Origin of the sequence: Pararhodobacter marinus (assembly GCF_003122215.1) — a bacterium.
Lineage (GTDB): Bacteria > Pseudomonadota > Alphaproteobacteria > Rhodobacterales > Rhodobacteraceae > Pararhodobacter > Pararhodobacter marinus.
Map to the genome: position 1 here is coordinate 171,895 of NZ_QEYD01000006.1, position 16,090 is coordinate 187,984.

The window sequence follows — 16,090 nt, forward strand, 5'->3', positions numbered from 1 at the left end:
ATACCATACATTGATACTTACAATTTCATCAATGCTCATTCCCTCGCTATGGTCCCCCGGAACGAACGGCGAAGGAGGATGCGCGTGTTCCGCTATTTCCCCACGAATTATGTCTGGGACCTGTCGATCAACCTGTCGATCGAGATGGGCGGCCGGCTGGGCGAGATCGAGGCGATGTGCGCGCCGCTGAAAGAGGCCGCGCTCACGCCCGAGGACGGGGGCACGCTGGCATTCCGCAAGGTCTGGTCCGAAGGCGCCGATAACCTGATCGACCTCGCCCAGGACGATCTGGCCCGCGGACGCAGCCTGTCGGCCTCGAACAAGCTGATGCGCGCGGCGAATTACCTGATCACCGCCGAACGCCTGCAGGCGCATGGCTCGGAAGGGCGGATGGCGCTGTACCGCAAGCATCTGGCGACCTTCTACCAGGCGCTGGGTCTTGGCGGGAGCGGTGGCTACCGCGTGACCATCCCCTATGAAGGCAAGCATCTGTCGGGCATCTTCCTGCCCGCCGAGAATGTCACCGGCCCGCAGCCGGTGCTGGTGCAGGTCAACGGCTTCGACAGCACAAAGGAAATGCGCTTCATGGCGCAGCTACCGGGGATGCTGGCCAAGCGCGGGATCGCCTCGCTGGTGCTGGACCAGCCGGGCACGGGCGAGGCTCTGCGCCTGCAGGAACTGACCGCGCGCCATGACAGCGAACACTGGGCGACGCCAGTCTATGAATGGCTGGCCGCGCGTCCCGATGTCGATGCCGCGCGCATCGGCATGGAGGGCGTCAGCCTTGGCGGCTATTACGCGCCGCGCGCCGTGGCCTTCGAGCCGCGCTATGCCTGCGGCGTGAGCTGGGGCGCCAACCACGACTGGCGCGACGTCCAGAAGCGGCGGCTCGAGCGCGAGGGCGAGTTCCCGGTGCCGCATTACTGGTCCCATGCCGCCTGGGTGTTCGGCGCCAAGGATACCGACGACTTCATGCAGAAGGCCGAAGGCATGCATCTGGACGGCGTTCTGGACCGCATCCGCGTGCCGTATCTGGTCACGCACGGCAAGCATGACAGCCAGATCCCGCTGAAATGGGCGTATCGGACCTATGAGCAACTGGTGAACAGCCCGCGCCGCGAACTGGTCATCTTCGACGAACGCACCGGCGGCGTGCAGCATTCCAGCATCGACAATTCGGGCCCCGCGCTCGACTGCATCTGCGATTTCGTGGCCGAGTCGCTCGGCGGCCGGATCGCCTGAGGAGGAACAGGACATGCAGATCATCGGACCCGATCTTCTGGTCTTCGGCGTGGACGACGTGCCCGCCTGCCACGAATTCCTCAGCGCCTACGGGCTGGATTGCGCGGATTACACGCCCGAGAAGGGCGGCACCTATCTGGCGCTCGACGGAACCGGGCTGGTCATCCGCCCGCGCAACGACCCGTCTCTGCCGCTCGCGCTGAAAACCGGCACCACGCTGCGCCTGCAGGTGCTGGGCGTGGTGGATGCGGCCGCGCTCGATGCCGTCGAGGCCGAGCTGTCGCGCGACCGTCAGGTTCTGCGTCTGGCCGATGGCAGCCTGCGCACGCAAGACGATCAGGGATTCGAGCTGGCCTTCCGCGTCACCACGCGCAAGCCGCTCGATATGCCGGGCGAGAAGGTGAACGCGCCCTATGCGCCCGCGCGTCCGGCCAATGCGCTGGGCGTCACGCAGGACATGCCCGCAAAGCCCCGGACCCTGTCGCATGTCGTGCTGTTCGTGCCCGATATCGACGGCGCCGTGGGCTTCTACCGCGACCGGCTGGGCTTTCGCATCACCGATACGCTGACCGGCGCGGGGCCGTTCCTGCGCCCGCAGGCCAATCCCGACCACCACACGCATTTCTTCATCCGCACGCCCCCCTACATGCAGGGGATCGAGCACCTGGCCTTTCATCTGGGCGGGCCGACCGAGCTGATGCTGGCGGGCAGCCGGATGATGGAACAGGGCTACGAGAGCTTCTGGGGCCCGGGCCGTCACAAGTTCGGCTCGAACTGGTTCTGGTATTTCAAGAGCCCGCTGGCCTGCAATGTCGAGTTCGACGCCGACATGGACACCCATGACGACGACTGGGCCCCGCGCGAGGCGCCGATGGGTCCCGAGGCCAGTCAGGCCTTCCTGATGCAGTGGCGTGCGAAATGGGCGCCCGGCGGGGGGCCGGGCGGGCCTAAGGGCTGAACGGACGAAACCTTGGGGGAGGAGGCAGTCATGAGCGGGGAATGGCGGACAGGCCGGCGCGTTGCCATCGTCGGGGCCGGGCCGGGCGGCCTGTCGGCGGCGATCGCCTTCTTGCAGGCGGGCTACGACGTGCGGATTTTCGAGCGCGCCGCGCAACCCAAGCCCTTGGGCGGCGCAGTGCTGCTGTCGGTGCCGGTGATGGCGATCCTCCGGTCCTATGGCATCGACATCGAGAACAATTTCGGCTCGAAAACGATTACCCATTTCGCCAATAGCCGGGGCAAGCTCCGCGCCACGCTGCCGTTCAACCGCTCGGTCGAGCAGGCCTTCGGCATCGAGGGCTGGCATTACGGCATCCTGCGGATGAATACCTATGACAAGATGATGCGCGTTCTGGCCGACAGGGCGCCCGCCGCGCTGGTCGCCGGGCACGCGCTGGATCGTTACGAGGACGCGCCCGGGGGCATCCGGCTGCATTTCACCAATGGCGCCGAGGTCGAGGCCGATCTGCTGGTCGGCGCGGACGGGATCCGTTCGGCCGTGTCGCGGCAGGCTTTCGGGGATCCGGGGCTGTTCCATATCGGCCTGCGCGTCTGGCTGGCATGGTGCGAGGACCTGCCGGGGATCGACCGCGACCACGGATACATCCACCATTCGCGCAGCCTGCAGGCCAGCTATTTCCCGATGAAGCACGATGGCCGACCCGGCTTCGAGTGGTGGCTGGTCGAGCAATCGGATCCGGCGCAGCCCGCACCCGCCGATATCCGCGCGCACCTGATGAACCGGCTTTCGGCCTTTCCGCCCGTCCTGCGCCGACTGGCAGAGAATACGGATTTCGCCACGCAGGTCTTCCCGTGGGAGATCTACAACCGGCCCTCTCTGTCGTCCTGGTGCACCGGGCGCGTGGCCTGTGTGGGCGACGCGGTGCATCCTGTCTCGCCCTATGCGGCCTATGGCATGGGCATGGCGATCGAGGACGGCTATTTTCTGGCCCGCGCGATGAAAGGGCAGGCGCTGACGCCCGAAAACATCGCCGAAGGTTGCCGAGCCTACGAGGCCGAGCGGGTCGCCTATTGCAACCATCATGTGGAATTCGCGCGCAAGATGGGCAACCAGTTCCACCGTGCGCCCTCGCCCGTGGCCCTGCTGCGCGATCTGGTCTTCGATCATACGCCCCTGCTGCAGACGCTGATCGCCAAGGATTACCTCGCCGATGCCGAGCGCATGTCGCTCAGCCTGAAGGAATTGCATGTCGCCCGGGACGGATGATCCGCCGCTCTGCCGGCTCGACGACCTTGCGCAGGGCGAGGCGCGCGGCTTCGACGTGCCGGGGCTTCGCGCCAAGGTCATCGTCGTGCGGCGGGGCGACACCGTGCGCGGCTGGCGCGACCTGTGTCCGCATTACGCGGGCGGCACGCCGATGGCGTGGAAGCGCGACGCCTATCTGAACGGCGCGCGCACGCATCTGGCCTGTCACGCGCATGGCGCGTGGTTCGATATCGATACCGGGGTCTGCGTGCAGGGTCCCTGTCTGGGCAAGCGGCTGACCCGCGTGCCGCTGAAAATTGACGACAAGGGCGGCATCCATCCGGAGCGACCGCCAAGGGGGAGAGAGACATGACGGAGAAACGGCGCATTCTGGTCGTGGGGGGCGGCTTTTCGGGCATGAGCGCGGCGATCCTGCTGGCCGAGGCAGGGAACGCGGTCGACCTGGTCGAGATCGATGCTGACTGGCGCAGCTATGGGGCGGGGATCAGCCTGAATGGCGGGATCTTCCGCGTGTTCCACCGGCTGGGCATCCTTGAGGCGTTCAAGGCGGTGGGGGCGATGACTGACGGGGTCGAGATGCGCAATCCCGCCGATGCGGTCGTCGCCCGCCTGCCCACGCCCTCGCTGCAAGAGGGGGCGACGGGCAATGGCGGCGTGATGCGCCCGGTTCTGGCGAAACTTCTGTCCGACCGGGTGCGCGAGACCGCGACGAATATTCGCCTGGGCGTCAGCGCCACGGGCTATGACAACCGCGCGGATGGTGTGAGCGTCACCTTCAGCGACGGGACGACGGGCGAGTATGACCTCGTGATCGGCGCCGACGGGCTGTATTCGACCACCCGCGCCGCGATCTTCCCCGATGCGCCGAAGCCCCGCTATATCGGCCAGGCGGTCTGGCGCGCCGTGCTGCCGCTGCCCGAAGGGGTGAACACCGTCACGATGTGGATCGGCTCGAAGCTGAAATACGGGGTGAACGGGGTGTCGGACGGCAAGGCCTATCTCTTCGTGACCGAGGATCGCCCGACGAACGCGCGCATCCCCCAAGACGCCCAGCTGGGGATGTTACGGGAATTGCTCGAACGGTTCCCGGCCAAGACCATTCAGGACATCGCCGCGGGCCTCGATGACGACAGTCAGGTGATCTATCGCCCGCTCGAACAGATGCTGATGCCGCGCCCGTGGCACAAGGGTCGCGTGGTGCTGATCGGCGACGCGGTCCATGCCACGACCCCGCATATGGCGGCGGGGGCGATGATCGGCATGGAGGATGCGGTGGTGCTGGCCGACGAACTTGCCGCGCACGATATCGAAACCGCCCTGAGCGCGTTCCAGGAGCGCCGCTGGGAACGCTGCCGCATGGTGGTCGAGAATTCGGGCCGGCTGGCCGAGATCGAACAGGGCCACGGCACGCACGAGGAACACACCCGCCTGATGGGGCAGACGCTGGGCGCGCTGGCCGCGCCGATCTGAGGGGATGATGGATTTCCCCCCGATCACCCGCGTCGTCACCGGCCACGATGCCGACGGCCGGGCGGTGCTGGCCGAAGTCGGCCCGCTGCCGCATGTGACGCGGATCGACGCCATCCCCGGCACCGTGTTCCACGAGATCTGGGCGACCGAGGGCGCGCCCGCGCCGGTGGGCAACACGGCGGACCCGACCCTGGGTCCGCTGATGCTGCCGCCGCCGCGACACGGGACCCGCATCCGCATCGTCGATATCCCGCCCGATACCGAGGATTTCCTGCGGCAGGGCGCAAGCCGGATGCAGGACGCTTTCACCCAGATCGGCGACGCCGCTGCTTCGACCGTGGCCGAGGACAGCCCGCATCCGCTGATGCATCGCACCGAAAGCGTCGATTACGGCGTGGTGCTGGCGGGGGAATGCACGCTGGTGCTGGATCGTGGCGAAGTGCTGCTGAAACCCGGCCATGTCGTCGTCCAGCGCGGCACCAACCATGCCTGGGCCAACCGCTCGGGCGCGATGTGCCGGATGCTTTTCGTGCTGGTCGATGGTGCCTACCTGCCGGGCATCGGCCCCGGGGCCTGACCGGACGGCGCCCGGTCCCCGGCCAATTTCTTCCAGACCAAAGGACTTTCCCATGACCCATGCCTCGATGCCGCCGCCTTCCAGCTTCACCACCCTCGGCACCGGGGGCGGGCCGATGCAGAACCCGCTCGCCTCGCAACCCGCGCATCTGGTGATGAACGGCCCGCGCCCGGTGCTGGTCGATTGCGGCGAGGGAGCGATGGGTCAGCTCAGGAAGGCGGGCGTGGATTTCCGCGATGTCGGCGAGGTTTTCCTCACGCATCACCATTTCGACCATATCGGCAGCCTGTTCGCCTGTCTGGGGCTGAACATGATGACCATGCGCCGGGCGCCGCTGACGATCTGGGGGCCGCCCGGGACGAAGGCGATCCTCGACAGCCTGATCGCGGCCTGCGACGTGCCGCAGGCGATCGGGTTCGGCGTCAAGGGCCAGACGCTGCCGCATCCGCGCGACTTCCTGCGGGTCGAAGAGATCACCGGCGGGGCGCGGATCGACCTTGGCGAGATGGTCGTCACCGCCTGCGAGAACACCCATTACCGCGCCGAAAGCGAGGCAGGCCAGCCCGGCCCCGTCTCGCTGTCGCTGCGTTTCGACCTGCCGGGGCGCAGCCTGTTCTTCACCGGCGATACCGGCCCCTGCCGCGCGGTCGAGGATCTGGCGCAGGGCGTCGATCTTCTGGTCAGCGAAATGATGGATCTGGACATGACCATGGAGCGCGTCCGCGCCAGCAACCCGCATATGCCCGACGAGGCCATCGCCCGGATCCGCACGCATCTCTCCGCCCATCACCTCAGCCCCGAACAGGTGGGCGATCTGGCCAGCCGGGCCGGCGCCGCGCATGTCGTCGCCACCCATTTCGCGCCGGGCTGCGCGACGCCCGACACCGCCGATGCCTACGCCGCCCGCATCGCCGCACGGTTTGCCGGCCGCGTCTCGATCGGCCGCGATCTGCAGAGCTACTGACACCGGCGGCCGGCACGGCAAGGCGCGTCTGGTCATTGTCAATCCGGGCGAGCGGGGTAGAGTGCCAGCGCTTGCCGGGGCAGGGACAGAATGACGCGCAGAACCATCTATGACAGCGAGGACATCCGGATCACGCAGGATGTGCTGGAGGGCGCATCGAGCGTGATCGTCTTCTTCTCAAGCTTCAAGGAAGCGGATTGGCAAGCCGTCGCCGGACGCGAGGACACGATCCGGTTCCGCGGGCATTCGGGCGTCTTCGTGACCGCGAAAAGCAACCATTGGTGGCAGGTGCCCGATCTCGCCCAGATGTGCGCCTGTATCAGGGCCGCGACACGGGGATATTCGCAGCGGATCGCTTACGGGTCCAGCAAGGGCGCTTTCGGGGCGCTGTTGCTGTCCTCGGATATCGACGCCACGCGCGTGATCGCCGTGGCGCCGCAGACCGCGATATCGGATCCGGCGCTTCCGATCCTTCCGGTCTGGCGCGAGGCGATCGCGCAAAGGCCGATCTTGCGTGACAATGTCGCCGAAAGCCTGAAGCTCGTCCCCGAGCTGATGTACGATCCGCACAAGGACACCGACAAACCCCATATCGACGCGCTGAAAGCGCGTGTCGAGGTCACCGAACTCCGCTTTCCGTTCGGTGGGCACAAGCTGCTCAGGACGTTCAAGGAAGCCGGCATCCTTGGCAATGTCATGGGACGGGTGTTCGATGCGCCGGCATCCGAGGCAGAGCTGCACGCGATCTTCGACCCGGCGAAACGGCGCTCGGCCTCTTATCTTCACAACCATGGCTCGCGGCTTGCCGAAGCCGGGGATTTCGAGCGCGCGCGGTCCGAAGCGCGCGCGCTCGAAACGGTCGATCCGGTACGGGCCGACAATCTGAAGGCGATCATCGACGACCTTCAGGCCGCGGACTGACCGGAGAGTTAGCCCTCTTCGAGGTCAGCAAACCCCCGACAGCCCGCGCAGGCTATTGTCCGGGCCGTTTCGCTTCGCGGGGAAGCCTAGGCACAGCCCGGGACCGTCACGCCGACCGGATATGCGCGCGCCAATGCGCGTGAAGCGGCTCGACGGCGCCGCTGGTCAGAAGCGGCATCGCGTCTTTCAGCTGGTCCTCGGGCCAGTCCCACCAGCGCATTTCGCGCAACAGCGCGATGAGCCGATCGTCGAACCGCTTGCGGATCGTGCGGGCGGGATTCCCAGCGACGATCGCAAAGGGCTCGACATCGCGTGTCACCATCGCGCGGGTGCCGATCACCGCGCCGTCGCCTACCGTGATGCCGGGCAGGATGATGGCCTCGGCGCCGATCCAGACATCGTTGCCGATGACGGTGTCGCCCGCCGGCCGGTAGCCGTTCGCGGCGCCCGCGAAGGCCGGCACGTCTGACATCCAGTAGAAGGGAAAGGTGCTGATCCAGTCGCTCCGGTGCCCCTGATTGCCTGCCATGATGAAGGCCGCGCCGGAACCGATCGAACAGAAACTGCCGATCACCAGCCGGTCGACGCCCGGATCGGGCAACAGGTAGCGCGCGCAATCGTCGAAGCCGTGGCCGTGGTAATAGCCCGAGTAATAGCTGTAGCGCCCGACGATGATATTGGGGTTCGTGACCTGACGGTCCAGCGTGATCCCGCGAAACGGGCTTGCGAAAGGGTTGGTCATCTGACGTCTCCTGACCATGAAAGAGGCATGCACCATGGGCGCGCTCGCGTCGGGCGGCGCGCCGTCGCCCCGGTTTCAGGTCCGGGGCGTCTTTAGCGGGTTCGGTCCGCCGATTTCATGGGCTTGCCCTCCGTAGGTCGGGATCAGAGGGGCAATCCTAGCGGCCCGCCCGGGGTGCAGCAAGGGCCGCGCCGCGCGCTGTTGTCTCAGCGCGCCCAGGCCGGCCACTGGACGATGACGGCGCCTGCCAGCACCAGCGCGGTGCCCAGAAGCCGCGACGGCTCGACCGGGCGGGGCGCCAGCCCGACCCCGCCGAACCCGTCGATCAGCAGCGCCGCGACAAGCTGACCCGCAATCACCGCGATCATGAAGCTCGCCGCACCCAGCTTCGGCATCAGCACAAGCGCCGCAGTCACATAGACCACCCCCGCGACCCCGCCGATCCAGATCCATTTCGGCTGCCCGGACAGTCCCGCCAGCGATGGCAGCGGCACGCGCAGCATCAGAAGCAGCGGCAAGACGCACAGCGCGCTGATCGCAAGCGAGGCAAGCGTTGCCCAAAGCGGATGACCCAGCGCCCGGCCCAGCGCCGCATTCGCGCCGCCCTGGAACGGGACGGCGCCCCCGGCCAGCGCCGCGACAAGGGCGAAGAAGAGCGTCGGCATGACAAGATCCTTTCTGTTTTCACTGTCTTTGCCGGATCGCCGAGCGCATTTGAAATTCGTCCTGAATGAGATGATATTCACTTCATGAATAATTTGCGCAGCGTCGATCTGAACCTTCTCGTCGTGCTCGACGCCCTTCTGGCCGAGCGTCATCTGTCGCGGGCAGCCGAGCGGCTGAACATGAGCCAGCCGGCTGTCAGCCACGCGCTGGCGCGGCTGCGGCACCTTCTGGACGATCCGCTGTTCCACCGCCGTCGGCGCGAGATGGTGCCGACCCTGCGCGCGCTGGAACTTGCTGTGCCGCTGGCCGAGGCGCTGTCGCAGATCCGCACCGTCCTGACCCCCGGGGCCTTCGACCCCGCCGCGCGCCATGTGTTCCGGCTGGCCATGTCGGATTACGGCGCGGCGCTGCTTCTGCCGGGGCTCATGCGCCTTCTGCGGCACGAGGCGCCGGGCATCGACCTGATCGTCACCCAGCGCAGCCGCGAGGGGATGGTGGGCGCGGTGATCGACGGCGAGGTCGATCTGGCTTTCGGTGTCTTTCCCGATCTGCCCGCCCGCTGCGAGTCGCAGGGTCTGCTCGAGGACCGCTATGTCTGCCTGCTGGATCCCGCCGCGCAGCCGCAACCCTGGCAGGGCCTGACGGAACGGGCCTATTGGGCGGCGCCCCATGTTCTGGTTGCCGTGCATGGCGAGGCGGCGACCGAGATCGACCTGCATCTGCGCGCCCGGCGCAAGACGCGCCGGATCGGGCTGGTTCTGCCGCACTGGAATGTGGCGCCGCAGGTGATTGCCGGAACCGACCTGATCCTGACCATCGCCCGCCGTAGCCTGGATCGCGTGCCGCCGGGCCTTCAGGTGGCGGAGCCTCCGCTGGACCTTCCGCCGATCCCCTTCGCCGCGATCCATGCCAGCCGCCGGCGCGGCGACCCGGCGCTGCGCTGGCTTGAGGACCGCGCGCGGCAGGTGCTGAGCGGGCAGGCGGAAGGGAAGTAAGACCGCGCCACGCGGGCGACGGCCCGGATTTTCGCTCGGCATGGTGTTGCAACCGGGCGGGCTTTCAGAAATGATATACTATCACAGTCACGCACCCGAATGCACAGGGCCGCGGTCGCGCAACGGTGCGATTGCCGGGAGCCGTAGGCGCCGTCTCTGCCCGGCCGCGTGACGGACATGACCCAAGGGGAGAACAGTCAGCGATGACACAGAAAGCCTGTATCGTCGGCGCTTACGAGCATCCGACGCGCGATGCGCGGGACATTCCGCTGGCCCGGCTTCATGCCGAGGTCGCCGCCGGCGCGCTGGCGGATGCCGGCCTGACCATCGCCGATGTCGACGGCTATTTCTGCGCGGGCGACGTGGCGGGTTGGGACGCGCCGGGCGTCGGGCCGTTTTCGATCGTGGAATACATGGGGCTGAACCTGCGCCATCTCGACACCACGGAAAGCTGGGGCTCGGCCTATATCAACCATGTCGCCCATGCCGCGCAGGCCATCGCCGAGGGCAAGTGCCGCGTCGCGCTCATCACCCAGGCCGGGCGGCCGCGGGCCGAGCGCTCGTCGCCCGCGCAGATGCACCGCAATCAGGGCCAGTCCGCGCATGAAGCGCCGTTCGAGCTGCCCTATGGCCCGGTCGTCACCAACATGTACGGCATGGTCGCGCAGCGCCACATGTACGAGCATGGCACTACGCCCGAACAGCTTGCCTGGATCAAGGTCGCGGCCTCGCATCACGCCCAGCACAACCCCAACGCCATGCTGCCCAAGGTGGTCACGGTCGAGGACGTGGTGACGTCTCCCGTCGTCGCCTCGCCCCTGCACCGGCTGGATTGCTGCGTCATCAGCGATGGCGGCGGGGCGCTGGTCGTGGTGCATCCCGATATCGCGCGCGAACTGGGCAAGCCCGCCATCACCCCGCGCGGCGCGGGCTTCACGGTCAAGCACATGAATGGCGGCCATTTCGACATTCTCGCCTCGGGCGGAGTCAAATCCGGCGCCGAAGCCTTTGCCGAGGCCGGGGTCACGCCCGCCGATATCCGCTATGCCTCGATCTATGACAGCTTCACCATCACCGTGCTGGTTCAGCTTGAAAATCTCGGTTTCTGCGCGCCGGGAGAGGGCGGGCGCTTCGTCGCGGAGGGGGGCCTGATCTCGGGCGTGGGGCGGCTGCCGGTCAATACCGATGGCGGCGGCCTGTGCAGCAACCATCCGGGCAATCGCGGCGGCATGACCAAGCTGGTCGAGGCCGTGCGCCAGCTGCGCGGCGAGGCCCATCCCGCCGTGCAGGTTCCCGATTGCAGCCTTGCGCTGGTCCATGGCACCGGCGGGCAGCTGGGCGCCCGCCACGGCAGCGCCACCCTGATCCTGGAAAGGGCCTGACATGAGCGACGCGAACCTTCCCCTCTCGCCGCAACGGACCGCAGAGACCGACGCCTACTGGGACGCCGCGAACGAAGGCAGACTGCTGTTGAAGCGCTGCCCCGGGACGGACAAGGCGTTCCATCCGCCGCGCGATTTCAGCCCCTTCACCGGCCGTCCGGATACCGAGTGGATCGAGGCCGAGGGCACCGGCACACTTTATTCCTACAGCGTGTCGATGGTGGGCGGCGAGCCGCATTGCATCGCCTATGTGCAGCTCACCGAGGGCTCGATCATCCTGTCCGCGCTGGTCGACTACGCGCCGTCGGAGCCCCGCATCGGGCAGGCGCTGAAGGTCGTGTTCCGGCCCAGCCGGGACGGGCAGATGCTGCCGTTCTTCACGCCGGTATCCTAAGGCGCCATCAATGCCTTGATCCCGCCGATGAACGTCGCGTCGTCCTGCAATTTGCGGCGGTCCAGCAGGTCGGTGGCGTCCGGCCCGGCGCGGAAGCGAAGCTGATCGCCGGTTGCGGTCGCGGCCTGCCAGATCACGTCCGCGACCCGCTCGGGCGGGGAGGGATTGGCGGCAAGCTGGGCGAAAAGCCGGCCCATCGCGGCGGCGGTGGGGGCGTAATCGGCCAGATCGTCGCCCATGGCGAAGTCAAAGGACCGTCCGCCGAAATCCGTCCGGACCATGCCGGGTTCGACGATCCGGACACGGATGCCCAGCGGCTCCAGCTCGTAATGCAGGGCCTCGGACAGACCTTCGACCGCGAACTTGGTGCCGTGATAGAGCGTGCCCAGCGGAAAGGTGATCTGCCCGCCGATGGACGAGATATTGACGATGGTGCCCGCGCGCCGCTCCCGCATCCGGGGCAGGACGGCCTTTGTCACCTCCAGAAGGCCGATGACATTGGTCTCGAACTGGCGGCGGATGCGGTCGGTGGCAAACGCTTCCAGCGGGCCGTAGGCGCCGTAGCCCGCGTTGTTCAGCAGGACGTCGATGGCGCCGAACCGGTCGATCCCTTCGGCCACGGCTGCGGTGATCGACGCACTATCGGTGACGTCCAGCCGTGTCACCAGAAGCGCGTCGCCCTTGCCGAGATCCGAGGCGGAGGGATCGCGCATGGTGGCGACGACGTTCCAGCCCTCGGACTGAAAGCGCTGAGCGGTGGCCTTGCCGATGCCCGAGGACGCGCCGGTGATGAAGATGGTGGGCATGAGAAGGCTCCTTCAGGCGTTGAGACGCAGCATGTCGGCATTGCCGAAACGGGTCAGGACGGTGCGTGTGACGTCGTGCAGCGCCGCGTTGTAGCGTTCGATCTCGGGGCCGATGCCGCTGTGATCGACGACGGTGCGGAACGGCTTTTGCCCGAAAGGCAGCGCCAGCAGGGCAACGACGGCCTCGGCGATGCGCTCGGGGCGCTGGTCGGGGAGGGCGTCGAGCATCTGCGCCAGTCCCTGCGCCGACAGTGCGGGGATCGCGGCGAAATCGCCGTAGGCGGCCTCGCGCTGCGTGTCGGTCGGGGTGACCATGGCGTCGAAGAAAGCCGTGGGCATGGCGCCCGGCTCGATCAGGCAGGATTCGATCCCGAAGTCCGACAGCTCGGTCCGGTAGCATTCGACGATGGCTTCAAGCGCCCATTTCGATGCCGAGTAGGTGCCGTAGAAGGGCGTCGCGATACGTCCGATCAGGCTGGACGTGTACAGCACGGTGCCGCGCCCCTGCGCCCGGAAATGCGGCAGCGCGGCGCGCATCACCCGCTGCACGCCCATGACGTTCACGTCGAAGACGCGGGTCATGTCCTCGGGCGTCATGAGTTCCTGAATCCCGTAGGCGCCGATCCCGGCATTGTTGAACAGCACGTCCAGCCCGTCGAGCGCCGCGATGGCATCCGCCATGCCCGCTTCGGTGCTGGCGGTATCGGTCACGTCCATGGTGACGATACGCGCGCCCGCTTCCTGCAGCGCGGCAATGGTCGCGGCATTGCGGCCATCGGGGCTGCGGGCGCTGCCTGCCACGGTATGTCCCTGCGCCAACAGCGCCCGCGCCGTCGGCAGCCCTAGGCCGCCCGAGATTCCGGTGATGAATATTCTGGCCATCTGTCTTGTCCCTGCTTTGCGATGACACAACGATACTCCGCAGGGTCGGCGGTTTCTTTCCGGATCCTCCGAGGAACTTGACCGATCCTCCGGATGTCGGAATTTTCGGTGATAATCTGCCTTGCTCTCGTGATATCAGGTGGAGGAAAGGAGAACCGCATGACGGACCTGCTGGATCGCGCGACGACACTTCTGGACGAGGCGCAACTGCCGCAAGGGGCCTTGGCCCATGCGCCAAGTGGCCTGCACCTGTTGCGCTACGCGGCTCCAACGGCTCAGACCGCCACGCTCTATCGCCCGCTCCTGTGTCTGGTGCTGCAGGGCGCCAAGCAGGTCAGCACCGGCACCCGCAGCCTGACGGTGACACAGGGACAGTCGCTGATCGTCAGCCACGCGTTGCCGGTGGTGTCGCGCATCACCGAGGCCACGGTCGAGACGCCCTATCTGGCGCTGGTTCTGCCGCTGGATCTGGACCTCTTGCGGGGGCTGGCCCCCGCGGTGCCGCCCGCCCGGGTGCCGCGACACGCCGATCCGTTCTCGATCACGCGATGCCCGACGGACAGGGGAATGGAGGACGCGCTGGCCCGCCTGATCGACCAGAGCCGGTGCGACGAGACGCGGCAGATGCTGGCACCGATCACCCGGCAGGAACTTCATGGCCGGCTGCTTCTTGGGGCCCATGCCGACGCGCTGCAACGGCTTCTGTGGCACGAGACCGCTGCCAGCCGCATCTTTCGCGCCACGCGCGAGATCCAGTCCGACCTATCGCGTACGCTGGTCGTGGGCGAGCTTGCGCAGCGTGTCGGGATGAGCCCGTCTGCCTTTTTCGAGCATTTCAGGGCGATCACCTGCACGTCGCCCCTGCAATACCAGAAAGAGCTTCGCCTGCTGAACGCCCGCGACGCGCTGCGGTCTTCGGATGCCAAGGTCTCGGACGTCGCCTTTCGCGTGGGTTATGAAAGCCCGGCCCAGTTCTCGCGCGATTACTCCCGGAAATTCGGGCGGTCGCCCCGCCAGGACCGGGTGGCCCTGGCGGCGGAATGACCGGCGCGGCGATAGAACGTCGCCCGCCGGTTTGACAACCTCGTTTGTCAAACCGGCTGCGCCGCCGGGGGTTTCACGTCCTTTGCATGATGCTTAGGGCGCGGGCGCCGCCCGGCTGGGCGGCATCACGCAGCGCTGGTGCGCGCGAGGTCCGCGGCCTGATCGCGCAGCAGGAACTTCTGGATCTTCCCGGTCGAAGTGCGCGGGATCGGGGCGAACACGAAATGGCCCGGCACCTTGTAGGGCGCCAGCGTCTCGCGGCACCACGCGCGCAGCGTTTCGGCATCGGCCTGCTGCCCCTCGGCCAACTCGACAAAGGCGCAGGGGGTTTCCCCCCATTTGTCATGCGGCATGGCGACGACGGCGGTCACGGCAACGGCGGGATGGCGATAGAGCGCCTCTTCGACCTCAATCGACGAGATATTCTCGCCGCCCGAGATGATGACGTCCTTGGAGCGGTCCTTGAGCTGGATATACCCGTCGGGATGCATGACGCCCAGGTCGCCCGAGTGGAACCAGCCCCCGGCGAAGGCCTCCTGCGTTGCCTTGGGATTGCGGAAATAGCCTTTCATCACCACGTTGCCGCGGAACATCACCTCTCCGATGGTCCGCCCGTCGCGCGGGACGGGCTGCATGGTTTCGGGATCCAGCACATCGAGCTGTTCCAGCGGCAGATAGCGCACGCCCTGACGCGATTTCAGAGCGGCCTGTTCGGCGCGGGGCAGGTCGGACCAGCTGTCGTGCCAGTCGTTGACCACGGCGGGACCGTAGGTTTCCGTCAGCCCGTAAAGGTGGGTGACGTCGAAGCCCGCATCGCGCATGTCTGCGAGCAGCTTTTCGGGCGGCGGGGCGGCGGCGGTGAAGAACTGCACGGTCCTGTCCAGCGCGCGCTTCTGATCCTCGGGTGCCGTGATCATCAGCGACATGACGATGGGCGCGCCGCAAAGATGGGTCACCCCCTCGTCAGCCAGCGCGGACCAGATCGGCGCGGCGCGGACCTGACGCAGGCAGACATGGGTGCCGGCAATGGCGGACAGGGTCCAGGGAAAGCACCAGCCGTTGCAATGGAACATCGGCAGGGTCCAAAGGTAGACCGCTTGTTTCTGCATAGACGTGGTGATCGCATTGCCCTGCGCCAGCAGATAGGCGCCCCGGTGATGCGAGACGACGCCCTTGGGGTCGCCGGTCGTCCCCGAGGTGTAGTTGATCGAGATCGCGTCCCATTCGTCTTCGGGCATCAGCCAGGCGAAGCCGGGATCGCCCGCCGCCACGAACGCCTCGTAGTCGGTCGCCGCGCTCGGGCTGTCGACCCTGAGGCCGTCGAATTCGGCATCGTCGTACTCGATCAGCAGCGGCCCGGCCTTGGCGAGGGCCAGCGCCGCCTGCATCAGCGGCATGAATTCGCGGTCGACGATCACCACGCGCGCCATCGCGTGATCCAGCTGGAAGGCGACGATTGCCGCATCCAGCCGGGTGTTGATCGAATGCAGCACCGCACCGCACATCGGCACGCCGTAATGGCATTCCAGCATCGCCGGCGTGTTGGGCAGCATCACCGAAACCGTGTCGCCGCGCCCGATCCCGTGGCGTGCCAGGGCGGAGGCCAACTGCCGCGACCGGGTATAGAAATCTCGGTAAGACCGGCGCAGCGCCCCATGGACGATGGCGACATGGTCGGGGAACACGCTGGCGGCGCGTTCCAGAAAGGTCAGCGGGGTCAGTGGCTGGTGGTTGGCCGGGTTGCGGTCCAGATCGGTATTGTAGGGATTTTGCATCGC

The 16,090-nt window shown here is 67.1% G+C and carries 17 protein-coding genes; 12 read left to right on the forward strand and 5 right to left on the reverse strand.

Annotated features, from left to right (window positions below):
* Positions 1 to 78: 78 nt before the first annotated feature.
* From C4N9_RS11345 to C4N9_RS11380, 8 genes are all read left to right on the forward strand, one after another.
* The gene (locus tag C4N9_RS11345; protein WP_210404020.1) at positions 79 to 1,242 is read left to right on the forward strand and encodes an alpha/beta hydrolase family protein; all 1,164 of its coding nucleotides are present in this window, start codon (positions 79 to 81) and stop codon (positions 1,240 to 1,242) included.
* A 13-nt stretch (positions 1,243 to 1,255) separates the two neighbouring features.
* A complete protein-coding gene (locus C4N9_RS11350; protein WP_109533440.1) occupies positions 1,256 to 2,200 on the forward strand; it encodes a VOC family protein in 945 nt (314 codons plus the stop codon).
* Between the two features lie 30 nt (positions 2,201 to 2,230).
* Positions 2,231 to 3,469 carry an FAD-dependent oxidoreductase gene (locus C4N9_RS11355; protein ID WP_109533441.1) on the forward strand — a complete coding sequence of 413 codons (1,239 nt, stop codon included), beginning with the start codon at positions 2,231 to 2,233 and terminating at the stop codon, positions 3,467 to 3,469.
* Positions 3,450 to 3,821, forward strand: a complete 372-nt coding sequence (locus C4N9_RS11360; RefSeq protein WP_109533442.1) for a Rieske (2Fe-2S) protein — start codon at positions 3,450 to 3,452, stop codon at positions 3,819 to 3,821. The genes C4N9_RS11355 and C4N9_RS11360 overlap by 20 nt, the downstream gene beginning before the upstream one ends.
* A complete protein-coding gene (locus C4N9_RS11365) occupies positions 3,818 to 4,939 on the forward strand; it encodes an FAD-dependent oxidoreductase (protein WP_109533443.1) in 1,122 nt (373 codons plus the stop codon). Before C4N9_RS11360 ends, C4N9_RS11365 begins: the two co-directional genes overlap by 4 nt.
* A gap of 7 nt (positions 4,940 to 4,946) precedes the next feature.
* A complete protein-coding gene (locus tag C4N9_RS11370) occupies positions 4,947 to 5,516 on the forward strand; it encodes a cupin domain-containing protein (protein WP_109533604.1) in 570 nt (189 codons plus the stop codon).
* 52 nt (positions 5,517 to 5,568) lie between these two features.
* Positions 5,569 to 6,480, forward strand: a complete 912-nt coding sequence (locus C4N9_RS11375) for an MBL fold metallo-hydrolase (protein WP_245902519.1) — start codon at positions 5,569 to 5,571, stop codon at positions 6,478 to 6,480.
* Between the two features lie 90 nt (positions 6,481 to 6,570).
* Entirely contained in the window at positions 6,571 to 7,401 is an 831-nt protein-coding gene (locus tag C4N9_RS11380) for a hypothetical protein (protein WP_109533444.1), read from the forward strand.
* 106 nt (positions 7,402 to 7,507) lie between these two features.
* Here C4N9_RS11380 and catB read toward each other — a convergent pair whose 3' ends face one another.
* On the reverse strand, positions 7,508 to 8,143 hold the full coding sequence (catB, locus tag C4N9_RS11385; RefSeq protein ID WP_109533445.1) for a type B chloramphenicol O-acetyltransferase: 636 nt from the start codon (positions 8,141 to 8,143) through the stop codon (positions 7,508 to 7,510).
* A 206-nt stretch (positions 8,144 to 8,349) separates the two neighbouring features.
* Positions 8,350 to 8,808 (reverse strand): DMT family transporter, encoded by a 459-nt coding sequence (locus tag C4N9_RS11390; RefSeq protein ID WP_109533446.1) that lies wholly within the window; start codon positions 8,806 to 8,808, stop codon positions 8,350 to 8,352.
* Positions 8,809 to 8,892: 84 nt separating this feature from the next.
* Between C4N9_RS11390 and C4N9_RS11395 the strand changes: the two genes are divergently transcribed.
* From C4N9_RS11395 to C4N9_RS11405, 3 genes are all read left to right on the forward strand, one after another.
* Positions 8,893 to 9,804 carry a LysR substrate-binding domain-containing protein gene (locus C4N9_RS11395; protein ID WP_109533447.1) on the forward strand — a complete coding sequence of 304 codons (912 nt, stop codon included), beginning with the start codon at positions 8,893 to 8,895 and terminating at the stop codon, positions 9,802 to 9,804.
* Between the two features lie 203 nt (positions 9,805 to 10,007).
* Entirely contained in the window at positions 10,008 to 11,186 is a 1,179-nt protein-coding gene (locus tag C4N9_RS11400) for a thiolase domain-containing protein (protein ID WP_109533448.1), read from the forward strand.
* Between the two features lies 1 nt (position 11,187).
* Positions 11,188 to 11,580: a Zn-ribbon domain-containing OB-fold protein gene (locus C4N9_RS11405; protein ID WP_109533449.1), complete on the forward strand. Its 393-nt coding sequence runs from the start codon at positions 11,188 to 11,190 to the stop codon at positions 11,578 to 11,580.
* Here C4N9_RS11405 and C4N9_RS11410 read toward each other — a convergent pair.
* Positions 11,577 to 12,386, reverse strand: a complete 810-nt coding sequence (locus C4N9_RS11410; protein WP_109533450.1) for an SDR family oxidoreductase — start codon at positions 12,384 to 12,386, stop codon at positions 11,577 to 11,579. The two genes, C4N9_RS11405 and C4N9_RS11410, sit on opposite strands and share 4 nt — an antisense overlap.
* A gap of 12 nt (positions 12,387 to 12,398) precedes the next feature.
* Positions 12,399 to 13,268: an SDR family NAD(P)-dependent oxidoreductase gene (locus C4N9_RS11415; RefSeq protein ID WP_109533451.1), complete on the reverse strand. Its 870-nt coding sequence runs from the start codon at positions 13,266 to 13,268 to the stop codon at positions 12,399 to 12,401.
* A 159-nt stretch (positions 13,269 to 13,427) separates the two neighbouring features.
* On the opposite strand from C4N9_RS11415, the gene C4N9_RS11420 reads away from it, so the two are divergent.
* Positions 13,428 to 14,312, forward strand: coding sequence for an AraC family transcriptional regulator (locus tag C4N9_RS11420; protein ID WP_109533452.1), 885 nt, complete (start codon positions 13,428 to 13,430; stop codon positions 14,310 to 14,312).
* A gap of 125 nt (positions 14,313 to 14,437) precedes the next feature.
* Here C4N9_RS11420 and C4N9_RS11425 read toward each other — a convergent pair whose 3' ends face one another.
* Positions 14,438 to 16,087, reverse strand: a complete 1,650-nt coding sequence (locus C4N9_RS11425) for an acyl-CoA synthetase (RefSeq protein ID WP_109533453.1) — start codon at positions 16,085 to 16,087, stop codon at positions 14,438 to 14,440.
* Positions 16,088 to 16,090: the final 3 nt, after the last annotated feature.

Coding starts and splice junctions, on each gene's coding strand:
- C4N9_RS11345 (WP_210404020.1), top strand. CDS start 79: ATGCGCGTGTTCCGCTATTTCCCCACGAATTATGTCTGGGACCTGTCG.
- C4N9_RS11350 (WP_109533440.1), top strand. CDS start 1,256: ATGCAGATCATCGGACCCGATCTTCTGGTCTTCGGCGTGGACGACGTG.
- C4N9_RS11355 (WP_109533441.1), top strand. CDS start 2,231: ATGAGCGGGGAATGGCGGACAGGCCGGCGCGTTGCCATCGTCGGGGCC.
- C4N9_RS11360 (WP_109533442.1), top strand. CDS start 3,450: ATGTCGCCCGGGACGGATGATCCGCCGCTCTGCCGGCTCGACGACCTT.
- C4N9_RS11365 (WP_109533443.1), top strand. CDS start 3,818: ATGACGGAGAAACGGCGCATTCTGGTCGTGGGGGGCGGCTTTTCGGGC.
- C4N9_RS11370 (WP_109533604.1), top strand. CDS start 4,947: ATGGATTTCCCCCCGATCACCCGCGTCGTCACCGGCCACGATGCCGAC.
- C4N9_RS11375 (WP_245902519.1), top strand. CDS start 5,569: ATGACCCATGCCTCGATGCCGCCGCCTTCCAGCTTCACCACCCTCGGC.
- C4N9_RS11380 (WP_109533444.1), top strand. CDS start 6,571: ATGACGCGCAGAACCATCTATGACAGCGAGGACATCCGGATCACGCAG.
- catB (WP_109533445.1), bottom strand. CDS start 8,143: ATGACCAACCCTTTCGCAAGCCCGTTTCGCGGGATCACGCTGGACCGT.
- C4N9_RS11390 (WP_109533446.1), bottom strand. CDS start 8,808: ATGCCGACGCTCTTCTTCGCCCTTGTCGCGGCGCTGGCCGGGGGCGCC.
- C4N9_RS11395 (WP_109533447.1), top strand. CDS start 8,893: ATGAATAATTTGCGCAGCGTCGATCTGAACCTTCTCGTCGTGCTCGAC.
- C4N9_RS11400 (WP_109533448.1), top strand. CDS start 10,008: ATGACACAGAAAGCCTGTATCGTCGGCGCTTACGAGCATCCGACGCGC.
- C4N9_RS11405 (WP_109533449.1), top strand. CDS start 11,188: ATGAGCGACGCGAACCTTCCCCTCTCGCCGCAACGGACCGCAGAGACC.
- C4N9_RS11410 (WP_109533450.1), bottom strand. CDS start 12,386: ATGCCCACCATCTTCATCACCGGCGCGTCCTCGGGCATCGGCAAGGCC.
- C4N9_RS11415 (WP_109533451.1), bottom strand. CDS start 13,268: ATGGCCAGAATATTCATCACCGGAATCTCGGGCGGCCTAGGGCTGCCG.
- C4N9_RS11420 (WP_109533452.1), top strand. CDS start 13,428: ATGACGGACCTGCTGGATCGCGCGACGACACTTCTGGACGAGGCGCAA.
- C4N9_RS11425 (WP_109533453.1), bottom strand. CDS start 16,087: ATGCAAAATCCCTACAATACCGATCTGGACCGCAACCCGGCCAACCAC.